At 69.1% G+C, this 18,151-nt stretch carries 15 protein-coding genes and 2 pseudogenes; 12 read left to right on the top strand and 5 right to left on the bottom strand.

Going from position 1 to position 18,151, the window contains the following annotated elements:
- Positions 1–37: 37 nt before the first annotated feature.
- The 6 genes from AC1DSO_RS01295 to AC1DSO_RS01270 all read left to right on the top strand — a co-directional run bounded on the left by AC1DSO_RS01295 (position 38) and on the right by AC1DSO_RS01270 (position 6,301).
- Positions 38–1,573 carry a UbiD family decarboxylase gene (locus AC1DSO_RS01295; RefSeq protein ID WP_477067104.1) on the top strand — a complete coding sequence of 512 codons (1,536 nt, stop codon included), beginning with the start codon at positions 38–40 and terminating at the stop codon, positions 1,571–1,573.
- Positions 1,574–1,579: 6 nt separating this feature from the next.
- Entirely contained in the window at positions 1,580–3,394 is a 1,815-nt protein-coding gene (locus AC1DSO_RS01290) for a M14 family metallopeptidase (protein ID WP_477067201.1), read from the top strand.
- Positions 3,395–3,480: 86 nt separating this feature from the next.
- Positions 3,481–3,882, top strand: a complete 402-nt coding sequence (locus AC1DSO_RS01285) for an MAPEG family protein (RefSeq protein WP_047406519.1) — start codon at positions 3,481–3,483, stop codon at positions 3,880–3,882.
- Positions 3,883–3,939: 57 nt separating this feature from the next.
- Complete coding sequence (locus tag AC1DSO_RS01280) at positions 3,940–5,271, top strand: TldD/PmbA family protein (RefSeq protein ID WP_477067103.1); 1,332 nt, start codon at positions 3,940–3,942, stop codon at positions 5,269–5,271.
- Complete coding sequence (locus AC1DSO_RS01275; RefSeq protein ID WP_477067102.1) at positions 5,268–6,047, top strand: 3'(2'),5'-bisphosphate nucleotidase CysQ; 780 nt, start codon at positions 5,268–5,270, stop codon at positions 6,045–6,047. The genes AC1DSO_RS01280 and AC1DSO_RS01275 overlap by 4 nt, the downstream gene beginning before the upstream one ends.
- A 20-nt stretch (positions 6,048–6,067) precedes the next feature.
- Entirely contained in the window at positions 6,068–6,301 is a 234-nt protein-coding gene (locus AC1DSO_RS01270; RefSeq protein WP_477067101.1) for a DUF4170 domain-containing protein, read from the top strand.
- Positions 6,302–6,436: 135 nt separating this feature from the next.
- Here the strand turns inward: AC1DSO_RS01270 and AC1DSO_RS01265 are convergent, their stop codons facing one another.
- The gene (locus AC1DSO_RS01265; protein ID WP_477067100.1) at positions 6,437–7,102 is read right to left on the bottom strand and encodes a fused DSP-PTPase phosphatase/NAD kinase-like protein; all 666 of its coding nucleotides are present in this window, start codon (positions 7,100–7,102) and stop codon (positions 6,437–6,439) included.
- 144 nt (positions 7,103–7,246) lie between these two features.
- Between AC1DSO_RS01265 and AC1DSO_RS01260 the strand changes: the two genes are divergently transcribed.
- Genes AC1DSO_RS01260 through lpxK form a run of 5 tightly spaced genes read left to right on the top strand, consistent with a single transcriptional unit; the run spans position 7,247 to position 13,028 of the window.
- On the top strand, positions 7,247–9,025 hold the full coding sequence (locus tag AC1DSO_RS01260; protein ID WP_477067099.1) for an ABC transporter ATP-binding protein: 1,779 nt from the start codon (positions 7,247–7,249) through the stop codon (positions 9,023–9,025).
- The gene (locus AC1DSO_RS01255) at positions 9,022–9,735 is read left to right on the top strand and encodes a lysophospholipid acyltransferase family protein (RefSeq protein WP_477067098.1); all 714 of its coding nucleotides are present in this window, start codon (positions 9,022–9,024) and stop codon (positions 9,733–9,735) included. The genes AC1DSO_RS01260 and AC1DSO_RS01255 overlap by 4 nt, the downstream gene beginning before the upstream one ends.
- 31 nt (positions 9,736–9,766) lie before the next feature.
- Positions 9,767–10,777: a cation diffusion facilitator family transporter gene (locus AC1DSO_RS01250; RefSeq protein ID WP_477067097.1), complete on the top strand. Its 1,011-nt coding sequence runs from the start codon at positions 9,767–9,769 to the stop codon at positions 10,775–10,777.
- The gene (locus AC1DSO_RS01245) at positions 10,747–12,024 is read left to right on the top strand and encodes a 3-deoxy-D-manno-octulosonic acid transferase (RefSeq protein WP_477067200.1); all 1,278 of its coding nucleotides are present in this window, start codon (positions 10,747–10,749) and stop codon (positions 12,022–12,024) included. Before AC1DSO_RS01250 ends, AC1DSO_RS01245 begins: the two co-directional genes overlap by 31 nt.
- Positions 12,021–13,028, top strand: a complete 1,008-nt coding sequence (gene lpxK / locus AC1DSO_RS01240; protein WP_477067096.1) for a tetraacyldisaccharide 4'-kinase — start codon at positions 12,021–12,023, stop codon at positions 13,026–13,028. The genes AC1DSO_RS01245 and lpxK overlap by 4 nt, the downstream gene beginning before the upstream one ends.
- Positions 13,029–13,167: 139 nt before the next feature.
- Here the strand turns inward: lpxK and AC1DSO_RS01235 are convergent, their stop codons facing one another.
- Entirely contained in the window at positions 13,168–14,454 is a 1,287-nt protein-coding gene (locus AC1DSO_RS01235) for a metal-dependent hydrolase family protein (RefSeq protein WP_477067095.1), read from the bottom strand.
- A gap of 8 nt (positions 14,455–14,462) precedes the next feature.
- Positions 14,463–15,545: a phosphotransferase family protein gene (locus AC1DSO_RS01230; protein WP_477067094.1), complete on the bottom strand. Its 1,083-nt coding sequence runs from the start codon at positions 15,543–15,545 to the stop codon at positions 14,463–14,465.
- Positions 15,546–15,802: 257 nt separating this feature from the next.
- Between AC1DSO_RS01230 and AC1DSO_RS01225 the strand changes: the two are divergent.
- Positions 15,803–16,212, top strand: a pseudogene (locus AC1DSO_RS01225) (VOC family protein).
- 137 nt (positions 16,213–16,349) lie between these two features.
- Here the strand turns inward: AC1DSO_RS01225 and purD are convergent.
- Both purD and AC1DSO_RS01215 read right to left on the bottom strand, forming a co-directional pair.
- Positions 16,350–17,630 carry a phosphoribosylamine--glycine ligase gene (purD, locus tag AC1DSO_RS01220; RefSeq protein WP_477067093.1) on the bottom strand — a complete coding sequence of 427 codons (1,281 nt, stop codon included), beginning with the start codon at positions 17,628–17,630 and terminating at the stop codon, positions 16,350–16,352.
- Between the two features lie 63 nt (positions 17,631–17,693).
- Positions 17,694–18,151: pseudogene (locus AC1DSO_RS01215) on the bottom strand (methyl-accepting chemotaxis protein); the annotation flags it as partial.

Raw genomic sequence — 18,151 nt, 5'->3', positions numbered from 1 at the left:
CGCCCGGTCTAGGTTCCGCGCGTTCCCAGGAGTCCCCATGGCTTACCGTTCCCTCCGCGAGTTCATCGATGTCCTGGAGGCCAAGGGCGAGCTGGTCCGGGTCAAGGAGCCAGTCTCCAGCGTGCTGGAGATGACCGAGATCCAGACCCGGCTGCTGGCGACCGGCGGGCCGGCGGTGCTGTTCGAGCACGTGCTGCTGCCCGACGGCTCGCGCTCCTCGATGCCGGCCCTGGCCAACCTGTTCGGTACGGTCAAGCGGGTGGCCATGGGCGTCACCCTGGGCGGCGAACCCCGCGAGACGGCGGGTGAGCTGCGCGAGGTCGGCGAACTCTTGGCCTTCCTGCGCCAGCCTCAGCCGCCCAAGGGCCTGAAGGACGCCCTCGACATGCTGCCCCTGGCCAAGACGGTCATGGCCATGCGGCCGGGGACGGTGAAGAAGGCCCCAGTGCAGGAGGTCGTCCTGACCGGCGACCAGATCGACCTGACCAGGCTGCCGGTCCAGACCTGCTGGCCGGGCGAGCCGGCGCCGCTGATCACCTGGCCGCTGGTCGTCACCAAGGGGCCGGGCAAGGACCGCGAGGACGACTTCAACCTCGGCATCTACCGGATGCAGGTCCTGTCCAAGGACAAGTGCATCATGCGCTGGCTGGCCCATCGCGGCGGGGCCCAGCATTACGCCCGCCACAAGAAGGCGGGGAACCGGGAGCCCCTGCCCGCCTGCGCCGTGCTCGGCGCGGACCCCGGCACCATCCTGGCCGCCGTGACGCCGGTGCCCGACACCCTGTCCGAATACCAGTTCGCCGGCCTGCTGCGCGGGGCCAAGGTCGACCTGGTCCCGGCCAAGACCGTGCCGCTGATGGTCCCCGCCCACGCCGAGATCGTCATCGAGGGCCACGTCCTGCTGGACGAGTACGCCGACGAGGGCCCGTACGGCGACCACACCGGCTACTACAACAGCGTCGAAAAGTTCCCGGTCTTCCAGGTGACGGCGATCACCATGCGCAAGGACCCGATCTACCTGACCACCTTCACCGGCCGGCCGCCGGACGAGCCCTCGGTGCTGGGCGAGGCGCTGAACGAGGTGTTCATTCCCCTCCTCCGTCAGCAGTTCCCCGAGATCGTCGACTTCTGGCTGCCGCCCGAGGGCTGCAGCTACCGCATCGCCGTGGTCTCGATGAAGAAGGCCTACCCCGGCCACGCCAAGCGGGTGATGCTGGGCGTCTGGAGCTACCTGCGCCAGTTCATGTACACCAAGTGGGTGATCGTCGTGGACCACGACATCAACGCCCGTGACTGGAAGGACGTGATGTGGGCGATCAGCACCAAGATGGACCCCGCCCGGGACATCACGGTGATCGAGCACACCCCGATCGACTATCTGGACTTCGCCAGCCCCGAGAGCGGCCTGGGCTCCAAGATCGGCCTCGACGCCACCGACAAGTGGCCGCCCGAGACCAAGCGCGAATGGGGCCAGGAGATCCGTATGGACCAGGCCGTCGTCGACGCCGTCAGCGAGAAATGGGCGCGGCTGGGCCTGCCCGGTGACGGTCAGCCGATCTGGAAGAAGCCTTGAATGCGGATCCTCACCCTGGCGGTTCTGGCCGCCGTCCTGACAGCGAGTAACAGCATGGCCCAGACCAAGGCCCCGTGGGACGAAGTCTTCCTACCGCCCGCTCCGCACTGGCAGGGCGCCAGTCAGGCGCTGCTCCGCGACAAGTCCGATCCTTGGGTGACGCCGTTCGAGGCGGACGCCGACCACGACTTCTCGCCGACCTACGCCGACACCCGCGCCTGGTTCGACAAGCTGGACAAGGCCAGCAAGCTGATCCGCGTCGAGGACTTCGGCGTCTCGCCCCAGGGCCGCGCGATTTTCGCGGTGGTCGCCAGCAACGACGGCCCCAGCCTCGACCCCAAGAAGCCTCTGCTGCTGGTCCAGTGCGGCATCCATCCGGGCGAGATCGACGGCAAGGACGCGGGCATGATGCTGCTGCGCGACATGGCCTTCCACGGCAAGGATGGCCTGCTGGACAAGGTCAACCTGGTCCTGATCCCGATCCTGTCGGTCGACGGCCACGAACGGGCCAGCGCCTATTCGCGCCCCAACCAGCGGGGGCCGCGCATCCAGGGGTGGCGCAACACGGCGACCAACCAGAACCTCAACCGCGACTTCATGAAGCTGGACCAGCCGGAGATGCAGGCGCTGAAGCGGCTGCAGGCCAAGTACAAGGCCGACCTCTATGTCGACGTCCATGTGACCGACGGCATGGACTACCAGTACGACGTCACCTACGGCTTCAACGGCGAGAACGGGGTCTGGAACCGCTCGCCGGCCATCGCCAAGTGGCTGGATGGCGTGCTCAAGCCGGTCATCAACAAGGGCCTGGAAGCCGAGGGCCACATCCCGGGCGAACTCGTCTTCGGCATCGACGAGCACGATCCCAAGGCCGGCTTCAACGACGGCGGCCTGGGCGAGCGYTTCTCCAACGGCTGGGGCGCGGCGGCCCACGTTCCGACCATCCTGATCGAGAATCATAGCCTCAAGCCCCACGCCCAGCGAGTGCTCGGGACCTATGTCTTCATCGAGACGGCGCTGAAGCTGCTGGCCGACAAGGGCGGCGACTTGCGCGCCGCCATCGCCGCCGACAGCGCCCTGCGCCCGGCGCAGATCCCGGCCAATTTCATGTCGGACGACAAGCCGAGCTACACGCGCGAATTCAAGGGCATTAAGTACGAGTACTACGACAGCCCTGCCTCCGGCCGGAAGGAAGTGCGCTGGCTGGGCGAGCCGGATCCGGAGATCTGGAAGACGCCCTTCTACGGCTCACATTCGACCCTGACCTTGAAGCGACCGGTCGCCTATTACGTCCCCAGCTACCGCGCCGACCTGATCGAGCGCCTCAAGCTGCACGGCGTGACGCTGGAGACCCTGACCGCCGATAAGACCATTCCGGTCGAGATGATCCGCCTGGTCGAGCCCAAGATCGCCCCGCGCGCCAACGAGGGCCACGTCCAGATCAGCGTCGACAAGGTCGCGACCGAGACGCGCGACTGGGTCTTCCCGAAGGGTTCGGTGCGCGTGCCGACCGACCAGCCGCTGGGCGATCTGATCGTTCTGCTGCTGGAGCCGCAGTCCAGCGAGAGCTTCTTCGCTTGGGGCATGGTCCCGGAGATGCTGAGCCGCGTCGAATATATCGAGCCCTACGCCATAGCGCCGCTGGCCGAGAAGATGCTGGCCGCCGATCCGAAGCTGAAGGCCGAGTTCGAGGCCAAGCTGGCCGCCGAACCCAAGTTCGCCGGCGATCCGGACGCGCGCCTGGCCTGGTTCTACCGGCGGACCCCGTTCTACGACGACCACCACCTGCTCTACCCGATCGCCCGCGAAATCGCGCGATAGGCGGGTCGGGTTGCCGACCGTATGCGGAAGGCCTCATATGGCGTCCACGCTCGGGGGCGGGCGGTGTGCACTAGGGTATTGATTTGATGGATACGATCGCTTCCGGCCACGCCGCCGCGCTGTGGGCCGGGCTTCACCTGTTCCTGTTGCTGATCCTGTCGCTGCTGGTCGTGCGCCTGCGCCAGAAGCACAAGGTGGCCCTGGGCGACGAAGGCATCCCGGAACTGGCCCGCGCCATCCGCGCGTTCGGCAACGCCACGGAATACGTCCCGACCGGCATCGCCGCCCTGGCGGTCCTGGCGGTCGCCGGCGCGTCGCCGCTGGCCATCCACGTCGTGGGCCTGGTCCTGTTCGCCGGCCGCGTGATCCACGGCGTCGGGCTCTCCAACAGCGGCGGCGCCTCGATCCCGCGCGCCATCGGCATGGTCTGCACCTGGCTGGCCTACGTCTTCGCCGGCGTGGCGCTGCTGGTGTCGGCGATCGGGTAGGGGTTTGAATTCTCCTCCCCCGTTGCACGGGGGAGGAGACCTCGTCCATAAGACCGCATGGACGAAAATCTGTTGCATGACGTGGTCTCCGCCGCGCGGAAGGCCGGGGCCGACGCGGCCGAAGCTGTCTTCGCCGAGCGCCAATCCCTCTCCGTCTCGGTCCGCCTGGGCGCGCTGGAAGAGGTCGAGCGCGAGGAAGCCCGCGACCTGGGCCTGCGCGTCTTCATCGGCAAGCGCAGCGCTACCGTCTCCGGTTCGGACGTTTCGGCCGATGCGCGCGCCAAGCTGGTCGAGCGCGCCATCGCCATGGCCCGCCTAGCGCCGGAAGATCCCTATGCCAGCCTCGCGCCCGAGGATCGACTGGCCAAGGGCCCGTTCCCCGAGCTGGACCTGATCGATGTCTACGAGCCCGCGGCCGAGGCTCTGGAGACCCAGGGCCGCATGGCCGAAGAGCACGCGCGCGCCGTCAAGGGCGTGACCAATTCCGACGGTGGCTCGGCCAGCTGGTCGTCGTCGAAATGGTCGCTGGTCACCACCGCCGGCTTCCACGGAACCCACGCGGCTACCGGCCACTCGATCTCGGCCTCGGCCATCGCTGGCGAAGGCGCGGGCATGGAGCGCGGCGGCGAGGGCCGCACAGCCAGGCATTTCGGCGATCTACCGGCCGCCGGCGACATCGGTCTGGAGGCCGGCCGTCAGGCGGTGGCGCGCCTGAACCCGCGCAAGATCGCCTCGACCACCGCCCCGGTGATCTTCGAGAACCGCCTGGCCATGTCGCTGATCGGCCCGCTGCTGGGCGCGATCTCCGGGCCCTCGATCGCCCGCGGCACCTCGTTCCTGAAGGACAAGCTGGGCGAACGGATCTTCGCGCGCGGCGTACGCCTGGTGGAAGACCCGCACCGCGTGCGCGGCCTGGGCTCGGCCCCGTTCGATGACGAGGGTGTGGCCACCGAAGCCCGCGCCCTGATCGACGACGGCGTTCTGACCACCTGGCTGCTCAACACCAGCTCGGCCAAGCAGCTGGGCCTGACCACCACCGGCCACGCCTCGCGCGGCCTGGCCGGTCCGTCCGGCGTCTCGACCCACAACCTGACGCTCCAGCCGGGCGAGAAGGATCTGCGGGGCCTGATGCAGGACGCCGGAACAGGCCTGGTCGTCACCTCGATGTTCGGTCCCTCCCTGAACGGCAACACCGGCGACTGGTCGGTGGGCTGCGCGGGCTATTGGTTCGAGAACGGCGAAAGCACCGGCCCCGTCACCGAGATCACCGTGGCCGGCAACCTGATCGACATCTACGCGCGGCTGGTTCCCGGCTCCGACCTTGAGTTCCGCGGCGCCAGCAACAGCCCGTCGATCCTGGTCGACGGCCTGGCGATCGCGGGCAAATGAACGATCTGGACCTGATCCTTCAGGCCGCCCGGGAGGCCGGCGAGCTAGCGCTCGGGGCGCGCGAGAGCGGCTTGAAGATCTGGTCCAAGGAGGGCGGCTCGCCGGTCACCGACGCCGACCTGGCCGTCGACACGCTGTTGAAGACCGAACTCGGGGCCGAGCGTCCCGATTATGGCTGGCTGTCGGAGGAGACCGCCGACGACCCGGCCCGCCTGACCACGCCCCGCCAGTTCGTCGTCGACCCGATCGACGGCACCGTCGCCTTCATGAAGGGCAAGCCGTGGTTCGCGGTGTCGATCGCCGTGGTCGAGGACGGACGGCCGATCGCCGGCGTCGTCCACGCCCCGGCCCTGAACGAGACCTATGCCGCCACGGCCGACGGTCCCGCCACCCTGAACGGCCAGCCGATCGGACCCAGCGCCACCGACCAACTGCTCGGCGCGGCCATGCTGGGCGACGCCAAGATGTTCGCCCATCCCGCTTGGCGTGAGCCGTGGCCGCAGATGCGGATCGAGAGCCGCAATTCCATCGCCTACCGCATGTGCCTGGTGGCTGCCGGCACGTTCGATGCGGCCGTGGCCCTGTCGCCCAAGAGCGAGTGGGACGTCGCCGCCGCCGACCTGATCTGCCGCCGGGCCGGCGCGATGCTCAGCGATCACAGGGGCCAGCCCTTCGCCTATAATCGCCCCGTTCCGCTGGTTCCGAGCCTGGTTTGCGCCAACCCGGCGCTTCACCCGTTGATCCTGTCACGCGTCGGGCATATCGAGCTGCCATAACCATAATTCCTCGCAGGAACATGCTTCATATGGCTGAAAAACAGCTTCTCCATATCGTCGTCGGCGGTGAGCTGAAGGACGTCGCCGGCACCGAATTCCGCGACCTCTCCAAGGTCGAGTTCGTCGGCGCCTACGCCAGCTACGCCGACGCCCACGCCGCTTGGAAGGCCAAGGCCCAGGCCACGGTCGACAACGCCCACGCGCGGTACTTCATCATCCACGCCCACAAGCTGCTGGATCCGAGCACGGACTGAGCGGCCCGCTCAGCAGGCCCCCACCTGACCCGCTCCGCGGGTCGTCCGCCCCCGAAAGGGGCGGAAGGGAAACGCGTCCTTCTTCCCCCTCCGGGGGAGGAGGGCCGTAGGCCCGGAGGGGGCGAGTAACCGCCCCTATTCCCGCCGCAGGATCTTGTCCGTCAGCACCTTGCCCAGCATCCCCGCCCGGAAGGTCTTCTTCATCGCCACCGGATCGTAGTCGTCGCTTTCGACCCATTCGCTGAACGTCAGCCCCTTGGGCTCGCCCACGTCCAGGTACTGCTCGAACACGTAGTCCAGCACGCCGGTGTTGCCGTGCCTGATGTGCAGGTAGCGCGGGCCCAGCTGCTGCATCGCTTCACGGATCGGCAGGCCCAGGCGGTAGTGGGCGTAGAAGACGCTCATGATCCCCGCCCGGTCCGCGCCCGACTTGCAGTGCATCAGGGCGGGATATTCGATCGTCTCGAACAGTTGCTTCGCGCCCCGCACCCGTTCGCGGATCGGGACCTCGCGCGAGGTGATGGTGAAGTCGACGAAGTTCAGGCCCAGGCGCTCGCAGGCGTCCTTCTCCAGCGCATAGAAGCTGCCGTCGAAGCCGCCGCGCAGGTTTACGATCGTCTTGATCCCCCGCTTCTTCCACCAGGCCAGCTGGAACGGCCAGGGCTGGTTGGCGCGGACCAGTTCGGGGCTGATCCAATGGGCGTTGGAGAAGCCTAGCCGCAGATAGGCGTGGTCGTTCCACAGATAGTGGAGATAGGTCTTGAACCGGCCCCAGGGCGTGGTGAGGTCGAACTTGGCCAAGGCGGGGCGATCCTTCGGAAATTCCGAGCCTAAGTAGGGGCAAGCGCCTGGAAAGGCAAAGCCGGCCCTTATGCTGTCGCTTTTACGGGCGAGTGCGTCCCGCAAGTCATTGACAGCCTCCGCGCGAAATCCGACCCCTCCCGCATGACCGCCCAGGACACCCCTGAACTTTCGAACCGCGTCATCGCCGCGCGGATCTGGCGCGAGTACTTGAAGCCTCGTCGGAATCGACTGGTCGTCGCCGTGCTCTGCGCGGCCGCCGTCGCCGGACTAAGCGCCGCCCTCGCTTACGTGCTGAAGCCGGCGATCGATCACTTGATTTCCAATCCTCAGCCCGGTGCGCTGCTGCGCATCCCGTTGCTGATCGCCGCCATCGCCATCGCCCGGGGCGTGTTCCAGGTGCTGCAGACGACCTCGATCAACCGGATCGGCAACGGCGTCGTCGGCGACATGCAACTGCGGCTGTTCGGCAAGCTGATGCGCTCGGACCTGGCCCGCCTGCGCGGCGCCCATTCGGGCTCATACGTCTCGTCAATGCTCTATGACGCGACCCTGATCCGCGAGGCGGCCACCAGCGGCGTGGTCAACTACACCCGCGAGTTCCTGACCGTGATCGGCACGCTAGTGGTCATGTTCCAGCTGGACTGGGTGCTGGCCTCCGGCGTCCTGGTGATCGGCCCCGTCGCCAGCCTGTTCATTCGGCGTTTCTCGAACAAGACGACCAAGGCCGCCAAGGGCGCCATGGGCGAGACCTCCAATCTCTCGACGGCGATCATGGAAAGCCTGGACGGGGTCAAGATCGTCAAGATGGAGAACCGCGAGGCTTACGAGGAAGGCCGCGTGGCGGCCGTGATCGAACGCCGTCAGCGTCACTTGATCAAGGGCTCGAACGCCAAGGCCATGGCCGCCCCCGCCACGGAAACCTTCGGCGCCCTGATTACCGCTGGTGTTCTGGCCTATGCCGGCTGGCGCGCGACGATGGGCGAAATGAGCGCCGGGGATTTCTCGGCCTTTCTGGCGGCCCTCGCGATGTCCCTGCAATCGCTGCGGCAGGTCGCCAACCTACAGACGGTGTTCAGTGAGGGGTTCACGGGCGCCCGCCGCCTGTTCACCGCCCTGGACGTGGCGCCGACCATTCTCGACCCCGCCGACGCCAAGGCCCTGCCGGCCGGCGACGGCACGATCACGTTCGACCACGTCACCTTCTCGTACGGCGCCGAGATCCCCGCCCTGTCGGACGTCTCGATCCAGGCCCGCAAGGGCGAGACCGTGGCCCTGGTCGGCCCCTCGGGCGGCGGCAAGAGCTCGATCCTGAACCTGATCCCGCGCTTCTACGACGTGACGGCCGGCGCGGTGACCATTGACGGCCACGACGTCCGCGCGGTGACCCTGGCCAGCTTGCGCGACCGCATCGCCCTGGTCACCCAGGAGCCGTTCCTGTTCGACGACAGCATTCGCGCCAACATCGCCTATGCCCGGCCCGGCGCCAGCCAGCTGGAGATCGAGGCCGCCGCGCGGCAAGCCGCCGCCCACGACTTTATCCTGGAGCTGCCCGAGGGCTACGACACCGCCGTCGGCGAGGCCGGGGCCCGCCTGTCGGGCGGTCAGCGCCAGCGCATCGCCATCGCCCGCGCCTTCCTGAAGGACGCCCCGATCCTGCTGCTGGACGAGGCCACCAGCGCCCTCGACACCGAGAGCGAGGCCCAGGTCCAGGCGGCCCTGGAACGGCTGATGGCCGGTCGCACCACCATCCTGATCGCCCACCGCCTGTCGACCGTGAAGAACGCCGACCGCCTCTACGTGATCGAGCGGGGCCGAGTGGTCGAGACGGGGAGCCACGCCGAGCTGGTCCGCGCCGGCGGCCTCTATGCGCGCCTGGCCAAGGCCCAAGACCTCGATCATGTACCGGAGGCGTCGATTTGAGGCCGCTGCGTTCGCCGTGGGTCATGGGCGTCACGACCTCGCTCCTGGCGGCCTATCTGCGCCTGACCTACGCCACTCTGCGCTGGACCCGCGAGGGCCAGACGGTCGCCGAGCAGGTCTGGGCCGAGAGCCTGAAGGACGGCGGCGGCGCGATCCTGTGCTTCTGGCACTCGCGCGTGCCGGTCGCCCCGACCTCGTGGCCGCAGGGGCCCGACAAGCCCCGGATCCACGCCCTGATCTCGCAGTCCACCGACGGTGAGTTCATCGCCCGGGTGATGGACAAGATCGGCTTCCCCGCCGTTCGCGGCTCGTCGGCCAAGAAGACCGACCCGGCCAAGAACAAGGGCGGCGAGCAGGCCCTGCGCGACATGGTCAAATGGGTGCGCGACGGCAACGCCATGGCCGTCACCCCCGATGGTCCGCGCGGCCCCGCCGAGCATCTGGAGAAGGGCGTTGTCACGCTGGCCCGGATGACCGGCGCGCCGGTGCTGTTCGTCGGCATCGCCATGCGGCCCTGCATCCGACTGAAGAGCTGGGACCGCACCATCGTGCCCTTGCCGTTCGCCCGCGCCGCCATGGTCTGGGACGCGCCGGGTCGCGTGGCTCGCGCCGACGATGTCGAGGCGCTGGCGCCCCAGTGGGCCGATCGCCTCAGCGCCGTCTCGCGCCGCGCCGAAGCCATTGTCGGCGAAACCGCTCCCGAAGATTGATCCGCCCCGTCCTTGGTGGGATGTAGGACCCATGTCGCACGATCACTCCGGACACGCGCACGATCACCATGACCATGATCACCACGATCATGACCATGCGCACGGGCACGGTCATGCGCATGGCCATCATCACGGCCACGGTCATCACGGCCACAGCCACGCGCCCAAGGACTTCGGCCGCGCCTTCGCGGTCGGCGTGGCGCTGAACCTGGGCTTCGTGCTGATCGAGGCCGCCGCCGGCCTGATCACCCACTCCCTGGCCCTGCTGGCCGACGCCGGTCATAACCTGTCCGACGTGCTGGGCTTGCTGATGGCCTGGGGCGCGGTGGTGCTGGCCAAGCGCGCGCCCAGCGCCCGCCGCACCTATGGCCTGCGCAAGGGCACCATCCTGGCTTCCCTGGCCAACGCCGCCCTGTTGCTGATCGCCGTCGGCGCCATCGCCTGGGAGGCCGTCCGTCGCTTCGCCACGCCCGAGCCGATCCAGACCGGTCCGGTGATGGTGGTCGCCGCCATCGGCATCGCCATCAACACCGCCACGGCCCTGATGTTCATGAAGGGCAGCAAAGACGATCTGAACGTCCGGGGCGCCTTCCTGCACATGGCCGCCGACGCCGCCGTTTCGGCCGGTGTCGTGATCGCGGCCCTGGCCATGGCCCTGACCGGTTGGCTGTGGCTGGACCCCGTGGTCAGCCTGGCCATCGTCGCGGTGATCGTGCTGGGCACCTGGAGCCTGCTGCGCGACTCGCTGGACATGGCCCTGGACGCAGCCCCGCGCGGGATCGACACCGCCAAGGTCCGCGACTGGCTGGCCCAGCGTCCGGGCGTCATCGAGGTGCACGACCTGCACATCTGGGCGATGAGCACCACCGAGACGGCGTTGACGGCTCACGTTGTCCGTCCGCTGGACGGCGACCACGACGCCTTCCTGCACGAGGCCTGCGAACACCTGGCCAACAAGTTCAACATCGGCCACGTGACCATCCAGGTCGAAACCAGCGGCGGCGCGCACGGCTGCCGCCTGGCGCCGGCGGATGTGGTGTGATCCGACCATCCGCCCTGAGCCTCTACCGGGCCGCCACGGGCCTGCTCGAACCGCTCGCCCCGACCCTGCTGGCCGGTCGCGCCCGTAAGGGTAAGGAAGATCCCGCGCGCCTGGCCGAACGCCTGGCCAAGGCGCCGACCACGCGGCCCGACGGCCCGCTGGTCTGGCTGCACGGCGCCAGCGTCGGCGAGAGCCTGTCGATCCTGCCGCTGGTCGAGCGCCTTCAGGCCGAGCGCCCTGAGGTCACGGTGCTGGTCACGTCGGGCACCACGACCTCGGCGGCGCTGCTGGCCAAGCGCCTGCCGGCCGGCGCGATCCACCAGTACGTCCCGATCGACGCTCCGGGCGCGGCCCGGCGCTTCATCGCCCGCTGGAAGCCCGACCTGGCCGTCTTCGTCGAAAGCGAGCTGTGGCCAAACCTGTTGCTGGAGGCCAAGGCCGCCGGCGCGCGCCTGGCCTTGGTCTCGGCCAAGCTGTCGGACCGCAGCTTCAAGCGCTGGCGTCAGCGCCCGGACGCAGCCCGCCTGCTGCTGTCGAACTTCGACCTGATCCTGGCCCAGGACGCGAGGGCCCACGAACGCTTCGAAGGCCTAGGCGGCAACGTCACCGGCGAGGCCGACCTGAAGTTCGGCGCCGCGCCGCTGCCGGTGGATGCGACCGCCCTGGCCGCCGAACGCGCGCGCTTCCCGCGTCCGCCCCTGCTGATCGCCAGCACCCATCCGGGCGAGGACGAGATCGTGCTGGACGCCGTCGCCGCCCTGCCTGACCGGCCTTCGGTGGTGTTGGCCCCGCGCCATGCCGAGCGCGGCCCGGCCATCGCCGAACTGGCCAAGGCGCGCGGCCTGACCGCCGCCCTGCGTAGCCGGACCTCGGACGCGGTCGCCGACGTGATCGTCGCCGACACGCTCGGCGAGATGGGCCTGTGGTTCCGCCTGGCGGGGACTTCGCTAATCGCCGGCAGCCTGGTTCCCGACGTCGGCGGCCACAATCCGCTGGAAGCCGCGCGGCTGGACTGCCCGGCGATCAGCGGGCCGTTCGTCGACAATTGGACATCCGCCTTCGCCGCACTGGAAGCCGCCGACGCGGTGGTCATGACGACACCAAGCACTCTGCGCGACGCGCTCGCCGCCGACCTGGCCGCCCCCATCGCGGCCAAGGCGCGCGCCGCCAAGGCTCGCAGCTTCGTCGACATCCGCGACGCCGAGGCCCGCGCCGGCCTTTCCCGTATTCTCGAGCTGGTCCCATGAAACTCGGCACGCCGCGCTGGTGGTACGTGAAGAAGGGCGGACCGGCTCCGCTGACTCGCGCCCTGCTGACCCCGCTGTCCTGGATCTGGTCCGACACCACCCGCCGCCGGATCGCGCGGACCACGCCGGCCATCGTCGGCGCGCCGGTGATTTGCGTCGGCAACGTCACCATGGGCGGGACCGGTAAGACGCCGATCGTCCGCGAGCTGCTGCTGACCCTGACCAAGCGCGGCGTCGCCGCCCACGGCCTGTCGCGCGGCTATGGCGGCAAACTGAAGGGTCCGGTCCGGGTCGACACGGCTCGCCATACGGCCGCCGATGTCGGCGACGAGCCGCTGATGCTGGCCCAGGACTTTCCGATGTGGGTCGCGGTCGACCGGGTCGCCGGCGCCAAGGCCGCTGTTCGGAGGGGGGCCCAGGCCGTTGTCATGGACGACGGCCACCAGAACCCGACAGTCAAGAAGGCGCTGTCCCTGGTTGTGGTCGACGGCGAGACACGTGGCGGCGAGTGGCCGTTCGGCGACGGCCGGGTGTTTCCCGCCGGCCCGATGCGCGAGCCGCTGAAGGTCGGCCTGTCCCGCGCCGACGCCGTGATCGTGCTGCTGCCGATCGACATGGAACAGCCGGACTTCGACCTGCTGGTCGAGTTCGGCGACATGCCGGTTCTGGTCGCCCGTCTGGAAGCCGCCGCCCCCGTGCCGAAGGGCCCGCAGGTCGGCTTCGCCGGCATCGGCAAGCCCTGGAAGGTCGAGAAGGCCCTGACCGCCGCCGGCTGCCAGCTGGTCGACTTCGCGCCGTTCCCGGACCACGGCGAATACGACGAGGCGACCCTGAAGATGCTGGCCGAACGGGCCAAGGTCTATGACGCCGGCTTGGTCACGACGGAAAAGGACTGGGTGCGCCTGCCGCCGAAATGGCGCGAGAAGGTGACGCCCTGGCCCGTGCGGGCGCGCTTCGAGGACGAGGCGGCGGTGGAGAAGCTACTGGCGGGCGTGGGGCTGTAGGCCTTTTCTTCCCCCTCCGGGGGAGGAGCGCGCAGCGCGGAGGGGGCGAGTCGGTGATTTCGCCCCTCACTTGCCCCCACCTGACCGCGCGACGCGCGGTCGTCCGCCCCCSGAGGGGGCGGAAGGACGCAGCCCTCTCCTACCWGTAAACCACCCCACCCTTGATCACCGAGGTCACGTGCTGAAGCACCGTCACGTCGGCCAGGGGATCGCCCTTCACCGCGATCAGGTCCGCCGCCTTGCCCGGCGCCAGACTGCCGATCTCGCTCGACAGCGAGAAGTGATCCGCCGCATTGACCGTGGCCGCCTGGATCGCCTCCAGCGGCGTCAGGCCCGCCTTGACCAGCAGGGCGAACTCGCCGGCGTTGTCGCCGTGGGCCGAGACGCCGGTGTCAGTGCCGAACGCGATCTTGACCCCGCCGTCATGGGCGCGGCGGGCCATGGCCAGCATCTTTGGACCCGCGTCCAGCGCCTTGGTGGTCTGGGCCGGGGTCAGGAAGTTGTTCGGCCCCGAGGCGATCCGATAGACGAAATCGCCGGCCATCAGGGTCGGGACCAGATAGGCGCCGTTCTTCTTGAAGGCGGCGATGCTGTCGGCGTCCAGATAGGTGCCGTGCTCGATCGAGTCGCCGCCGGCTTTCAGGAAGCTGTTGATGCCGTCGACGCCATGGGCGTGGGCGGTGACCTTGCGGCCCATACGGTGGGCGGTCTCGACGATCGCGGCGAGCTCGGCGTCCGAGAACTGCTGGTTCAGGCCCGCGGCGGTGTTGGACAGCACCCCGCCGGTGGCGGTGATCTTGATGATGTCGGCGCCCAGCCAGACCTGCTCGCGCACCGCGCGGCGGCAGTCGTCGGGCCCCGAGCAGACCGAGGTCGGCCGCAGCACGTGCATGACCTCCTCGCTATAGCCGTTGATGTCGCCGTGGCCGCCGTGGACCGACACCGCCGAGCCGGCGGCGATGATCCGCGGGCCGGGCACGTCGCCGCGCCGGATCCCGTCGCGCAGGGCGAAGATCGCCTGGTTGGTCGCCCCGAGGTCCGCCACCGTCGTGAAGCCCGCCATCAAGGTCTTACGGGCGTAGCCGGCGCCGACCATGGCCTCGTCGGCCGGTGACTGAGTAACGTTGTCCAGCCGCGAGGTCGGTCCCTGCTGGCCGGTCAGATGGACGTGGCTGTCGATCAGGCCCGGCAGGACGAAGCTGTCCTTCAGGTCCACGACCTTGCCGCCCGGCTCGGCGACATAGCCGTCGACGATGCGGGCGACCTTGCCGTTCTCGAGCACCACGGTCTTGGCGGTCTCGACCTTGCCGGTGGCCGGGTCGGCCAGCAGCTTGCCGGCCTGGACGAAGACGGTTTCGGCGCACGCGGCGCTGGCCAGCGCCCCGATCATCGCCAGGGCGCAGGCGCCGACGAACAGATTCCGCATCTAAGCCTCTAAGCCCCCGCCTTCCGCGCGAAGGTCCAGGCCCCCTTGGCCAGCACCGGTACGCGCGCCTCCATCAGCTGCGCATGGGCGCTGGCGGCGGTGCCGTCACGGACGCGGCCGACGATGCCCTGGCAGATGCCGGCCAGTCTGAAGAGGTTGTAGCTGAAATACCAGTCCAGCTCGGGCAGGCCGTCGCGGCCGGTGGCCTTGCAGTAGCGCTCGACCGCCTGCGGGATGGTCGGCACGCCATACGCTTCCAGGTCGGCGATCTCGGCCAGGCCGCCGCGCTGGTCGGAGGGCATCACCCAGTTCATCAGGAAGTAGCTGAAGTCGGCCAGCGGATKGCCCAGGGTCGACAGCTCCCAGTCCAGCACCGCCACCACGCGCGGCTCGGTGGCGTGCAGGATCATGTTGTCGAGCCGGTAGTCGCCATGGACGATCGAGGTCTGGTCGTCGGCCGGACAGCTCTTGGCCAGCCAGTCGATCAAGAGGTCCATCTCCGCGATCGGCTTGGTCTCGGAGGCCTTGTACTGCTTSSTCCAGCGGYCKATCTGGCGSKCGAARTAGTTGCCGGGCTTGCCGTAGTCGGCCAGGCCCACGGCCGCGTAGTCGACATTGTGCAGGGCGGCCAGGGTGTCGATCTCGGCCTCGTAGATCGCCCGGCGCTCGGCCGGCTGGTAGTCGGGCAAGGTCCCGTCCCACAGGATCCGGCCTTCGACATTGTCCATCACGTAGAAGATCGTGCCGATCACCTCCTCGTCCATGCACAGGGCATAGGCCTTGGCGACGGGGAAGTTGGCCTTGTTGAGGCCCGAAATCACCTTGAACTCGCGGTCGACGGCGTGGGCGCTGGGCAGCAGCTTGCCCGGCGGCTTGCGGCGCAGGACGTATTTCCTGGCCGGCGTGACCAGCTGGTAGGTCGGGTTCGACTGGCCGCCCTTGAACTGGCGCACCTCCAACGGGCCGGCGTAGCCCTCGATATTCGCTTCTAGCCAAGTGGCCAGTTTCGCCTCGTCGATCGCGTGGCGCGGGTCGATCGGCTTGGTGCCCGAGTTCAGGTCCTGGACGGACTGTTCGGCGGCTTCGGCCATGGCGCTTCTCCCCAACGCTTGTTTGAACCGAGAGTTTAGAGGGCGGCGCGCGGGTGGCAAGCCGCTTGAGTGCTTGGGTCACGAAGGCTAGAAGAGCCTTGTCGAAAAAGGGCCAAGGACCGGACCCAGGTAAGCCCGGTCGCTCCGCTAGCCGGAGAACCTGTACCCCGCCTTCGGGCGGGGACCCGCGACGAGACGGCGGCGCGATCCCCGCGCCGTTGGCTCGGCGTGTGTGGTCCCTGTCTATGTCGAACTTTCTGTCGTCGAAGCCCCCACGCGCCGCGCCCCTCACCCAAGGAGTGCGCCCATGCGCCTGAACCACCTCGATCTGCCCGTTCCCGACGTCGCCGCGACCCGGGACTTCTTCGAAACCTGGCTGGGCTTCACCCACGAGCGGACCCTGGGCCAGAACGGCCTGGCCATCCTGCGCGACAGCGCCGGCCTGGTGCTGATCCTCAGCCGCCTGCGCGATGACGGGGCCCAGACCTGGCCGGTTCCGTTCCACATCGGCTTCCATCTGGACAGCGAGGCCGCCGTCAGCGACCTGCACCGGCGGATGACCGAGGGCGGGCTCAGCATCGGCCCGGCCGCCGTCGAGCGCGGCGCGTTCAGCTTCTACTTCACAGCGCCGGGCGAGATCCTGGTGGAGGTGGCGCACAGGGCGTAGGTGAAACCCTCTCCCAGAGGGAGAGGGCGGGGCCCACGCCATAGGCGTGGGAGGGTGAGGGATTAAAACGTCAGCCGGCGAAACCCCTCACCTCCCACCGCTTCGCGGCGGGTCCCTCCTCTCCCTCTGGGAGAGGCTTATTTCGAAAGCGCCCGCCAGCCGATGTCGGTTCGGTAGAAGCCGCCTTCGAGGCTGATGGTCCCCAGCGCGGCGTAGGCCACGTCACGGGCCTCGTGCAGGGTCGCGCCCAGGGCGCAGACGTTCAGCACCCGGCCGCCGGACGCGCGAAGAACACCCTCGGCGTCGCGGGTCGTGCCGGCGTGGAAGACCACCGCCTCACCGCCGAAATCGGCGTCGGCGTCCTGGATCAGGCCGCCGGTCTTGGGCGCGTCGGGATAGCCCTCGGCGGCCAGGACCACGCAGATCGCCGCCTCCTCGCGCCATTTCGGCGGCGCGGCCGAGGCCAGCTCGCCCTTGGCCGCGGCCAGCAGGATCGGCACGAGGTCGCTCGAAAGGCGCAGCATCAGGGTCTGGCACTCGGGATCGCCGAAGCGGGCGTTGTACTCGACGAGCTTCGGTCCCGTGGGCGTCAGCATCAGGCCGGCATAGAGCACGCCGACATAGGGATTGCCCTCAGCGGCCATGCCCTCGACCGTCGGGACGATCAGCTCGCGCCAGGCCTGGTCGATCAGGGCCTCGGTCAAAACAGGCGGCGGCGAATAGGTGCCCATGCCGCCGGTGTTGGGGCCTTCGTCGCCGTCATAGGCGCGCTTGTGGTCCTGGGCCGCGCCGAACAGCATCGCGGTCTTGCCGTCGCAGAGGGCGAACAGCGAGGCCTCCTCGCCGTGCATGAACTCCTCGATCACCACCCGCGCGCCGGCCGAGCCGAAGCGGCCGCCCAGCATGTCGACGACGGCGGCGTCGGCCTCGGCGCGGGTCGCGGCGATGACCACGCCCTTGCCGGCCGCCAGGCCGTCGGCCTTGATCACGAACGGGGCGTCCAGCGTGTCGAGGAAGACCCCGGCCGAGGCCGCGTCCTCGAACACGCCATAGGCCGCCGTCGGCAGGCCGTGGCGCTGGCAGAAGTCCTTGGTGAAGGCCTTCGACGTTTCTAGCTGGGCGGCGCGCTGGCTGCCGCCGAAACAGGGGATGCCGACCTCGGCCAGCTTGTCGGCCAGGCCGACTTCCAGCGCCGATTCCGGACCGACCACCACGAGGTCCGCGCCGATCTCGCGGGCCAGCGCCACCAGCGCGTCGGCGTCCGTCGCCTTGACGTTCTGCAGCTCGGCGACGGCTTCGATGCCGGGATTGCCCGGGGCGGCGACGAGGCGGCCGCACAGCGGCGACTGGGCGATCTTCCAGGCCAGGGCGTGCTCACGCCCGCCGGACCCGACGAGGAGGATGGTCAGCTTTTCCATGAGCGCGGGGTGTGACGCGGCCGACCCGGCCGGTCAAGGCCGAACGGCGCGTCGCGCCGCCGCTCAGGCGTAGTCGCGGAACTCGGAGTCGGCCTCGTCCGCTCCGCCCCGGGTCAGGTCGAGGGCGAAACCGGCGGCGCGAGCCTGCTGGGTCGCGACCGCTGGACGGGCCGAGGCCTTGCGGGTCGGCGCGGCCGTCGCGCGCTTGGCGACGGCGCGGACCGGCGCTCGGCGTCCGCGATCATCGCCGTCGGTGCGGAAGAAGCTGATCGAGGCTTGGAGCTCGGCGGCTTGGGCGGCCAGTTCCTCGGAGGTGGCCGACATCTCTTCGGACGCGCTGGCGTTCTGCTGGGTGACCTTGTCCAGCTGCTGGATGGCTTCGTTGATCTGCGCGGCGCCGATGTCCTGCTCGCGGCAGGCGGCGCTGATCTCGGCGACCAGTTCGGCGGTCTTGCGGATGTTGGGGACCAGGCTGGTCAGCATGACGCCAGCCGATTGGGCGGCCTTGACCGTTTCCGAGG

It is taken from the genome of Caulobacter sp. P4_E5 (genome assembly GCF_056401555.1).
Note: the sequence above shows the minus strand (reverse complement) of the source record. Positions and strands in the feature narration are given on the sequence as shown.

Bases quoted from the DNA above. Each gene is read 5' to 3' on its own strand.
- AC1DSO_RS01295 (WP_477067104.1), top strand. From the start codon at position 38: ATGGCTTACCGTTCCCTCCGCGAGTTCATCGATGTCCTGGAGGCCAAG.
- AC1DSO_RS01285 (WP_047406519.1), top strand. From the start codon at position 3,481: ATGGATACGATCGCTTCCGGCCACGCCGCCGCGCTGTGGGCCGGGCTT.
- AC1DSO_RS01280 (WP_477067103.1), top strand. From the start codon at position 3,940: ATGGACGAAAATCTGTTGCATGACGTGGTCTCCGCCGCGCGGAAGGCC.
- AC1DSO_RS01275 (WP_477067102.1), top strand. From the start codon at position 5,268: ATGAACGATCTGGACCTGATCCTTCAGGCCGCCCGGGAGGCCGGCGAG.
- AC1DSO_RS01270 (WP_477067101.1), top strand. From the start codon at position 6,068: ATGCTTCATATGGCTGAAAAACAGCTTCTCCATATCGTCGTCGGCGGT.
- AC1DSO_RS01260 (WP_477067099.1), top strand. From the start codon at position 7,247: ATGACCGCCCAGGACACCCCTGAACTTTCGAACCGCGTCATCGCCGCG.
- AC1DSO_RS01250 (WP_477067097.1), top strand. From the start codon at position 9,767: ATGTCGCACGATCACTCCGGACACGCGCACGATCACCATGACCATGAT.
- lpxK (WP_477067096.1), top strand. From the start codon at position 12,021: ATGAAACTCGGCACGCCGCGCTGGTGGTACGTGAAGAAGGGCGGACCG.
- purD (WP_477067093.1), bottom strand. From the start codon at position 17,630: ATGGAAAAGCTGACCATCCTCCTCGTCGGGTCCGGCGGGCGTGAGCAC.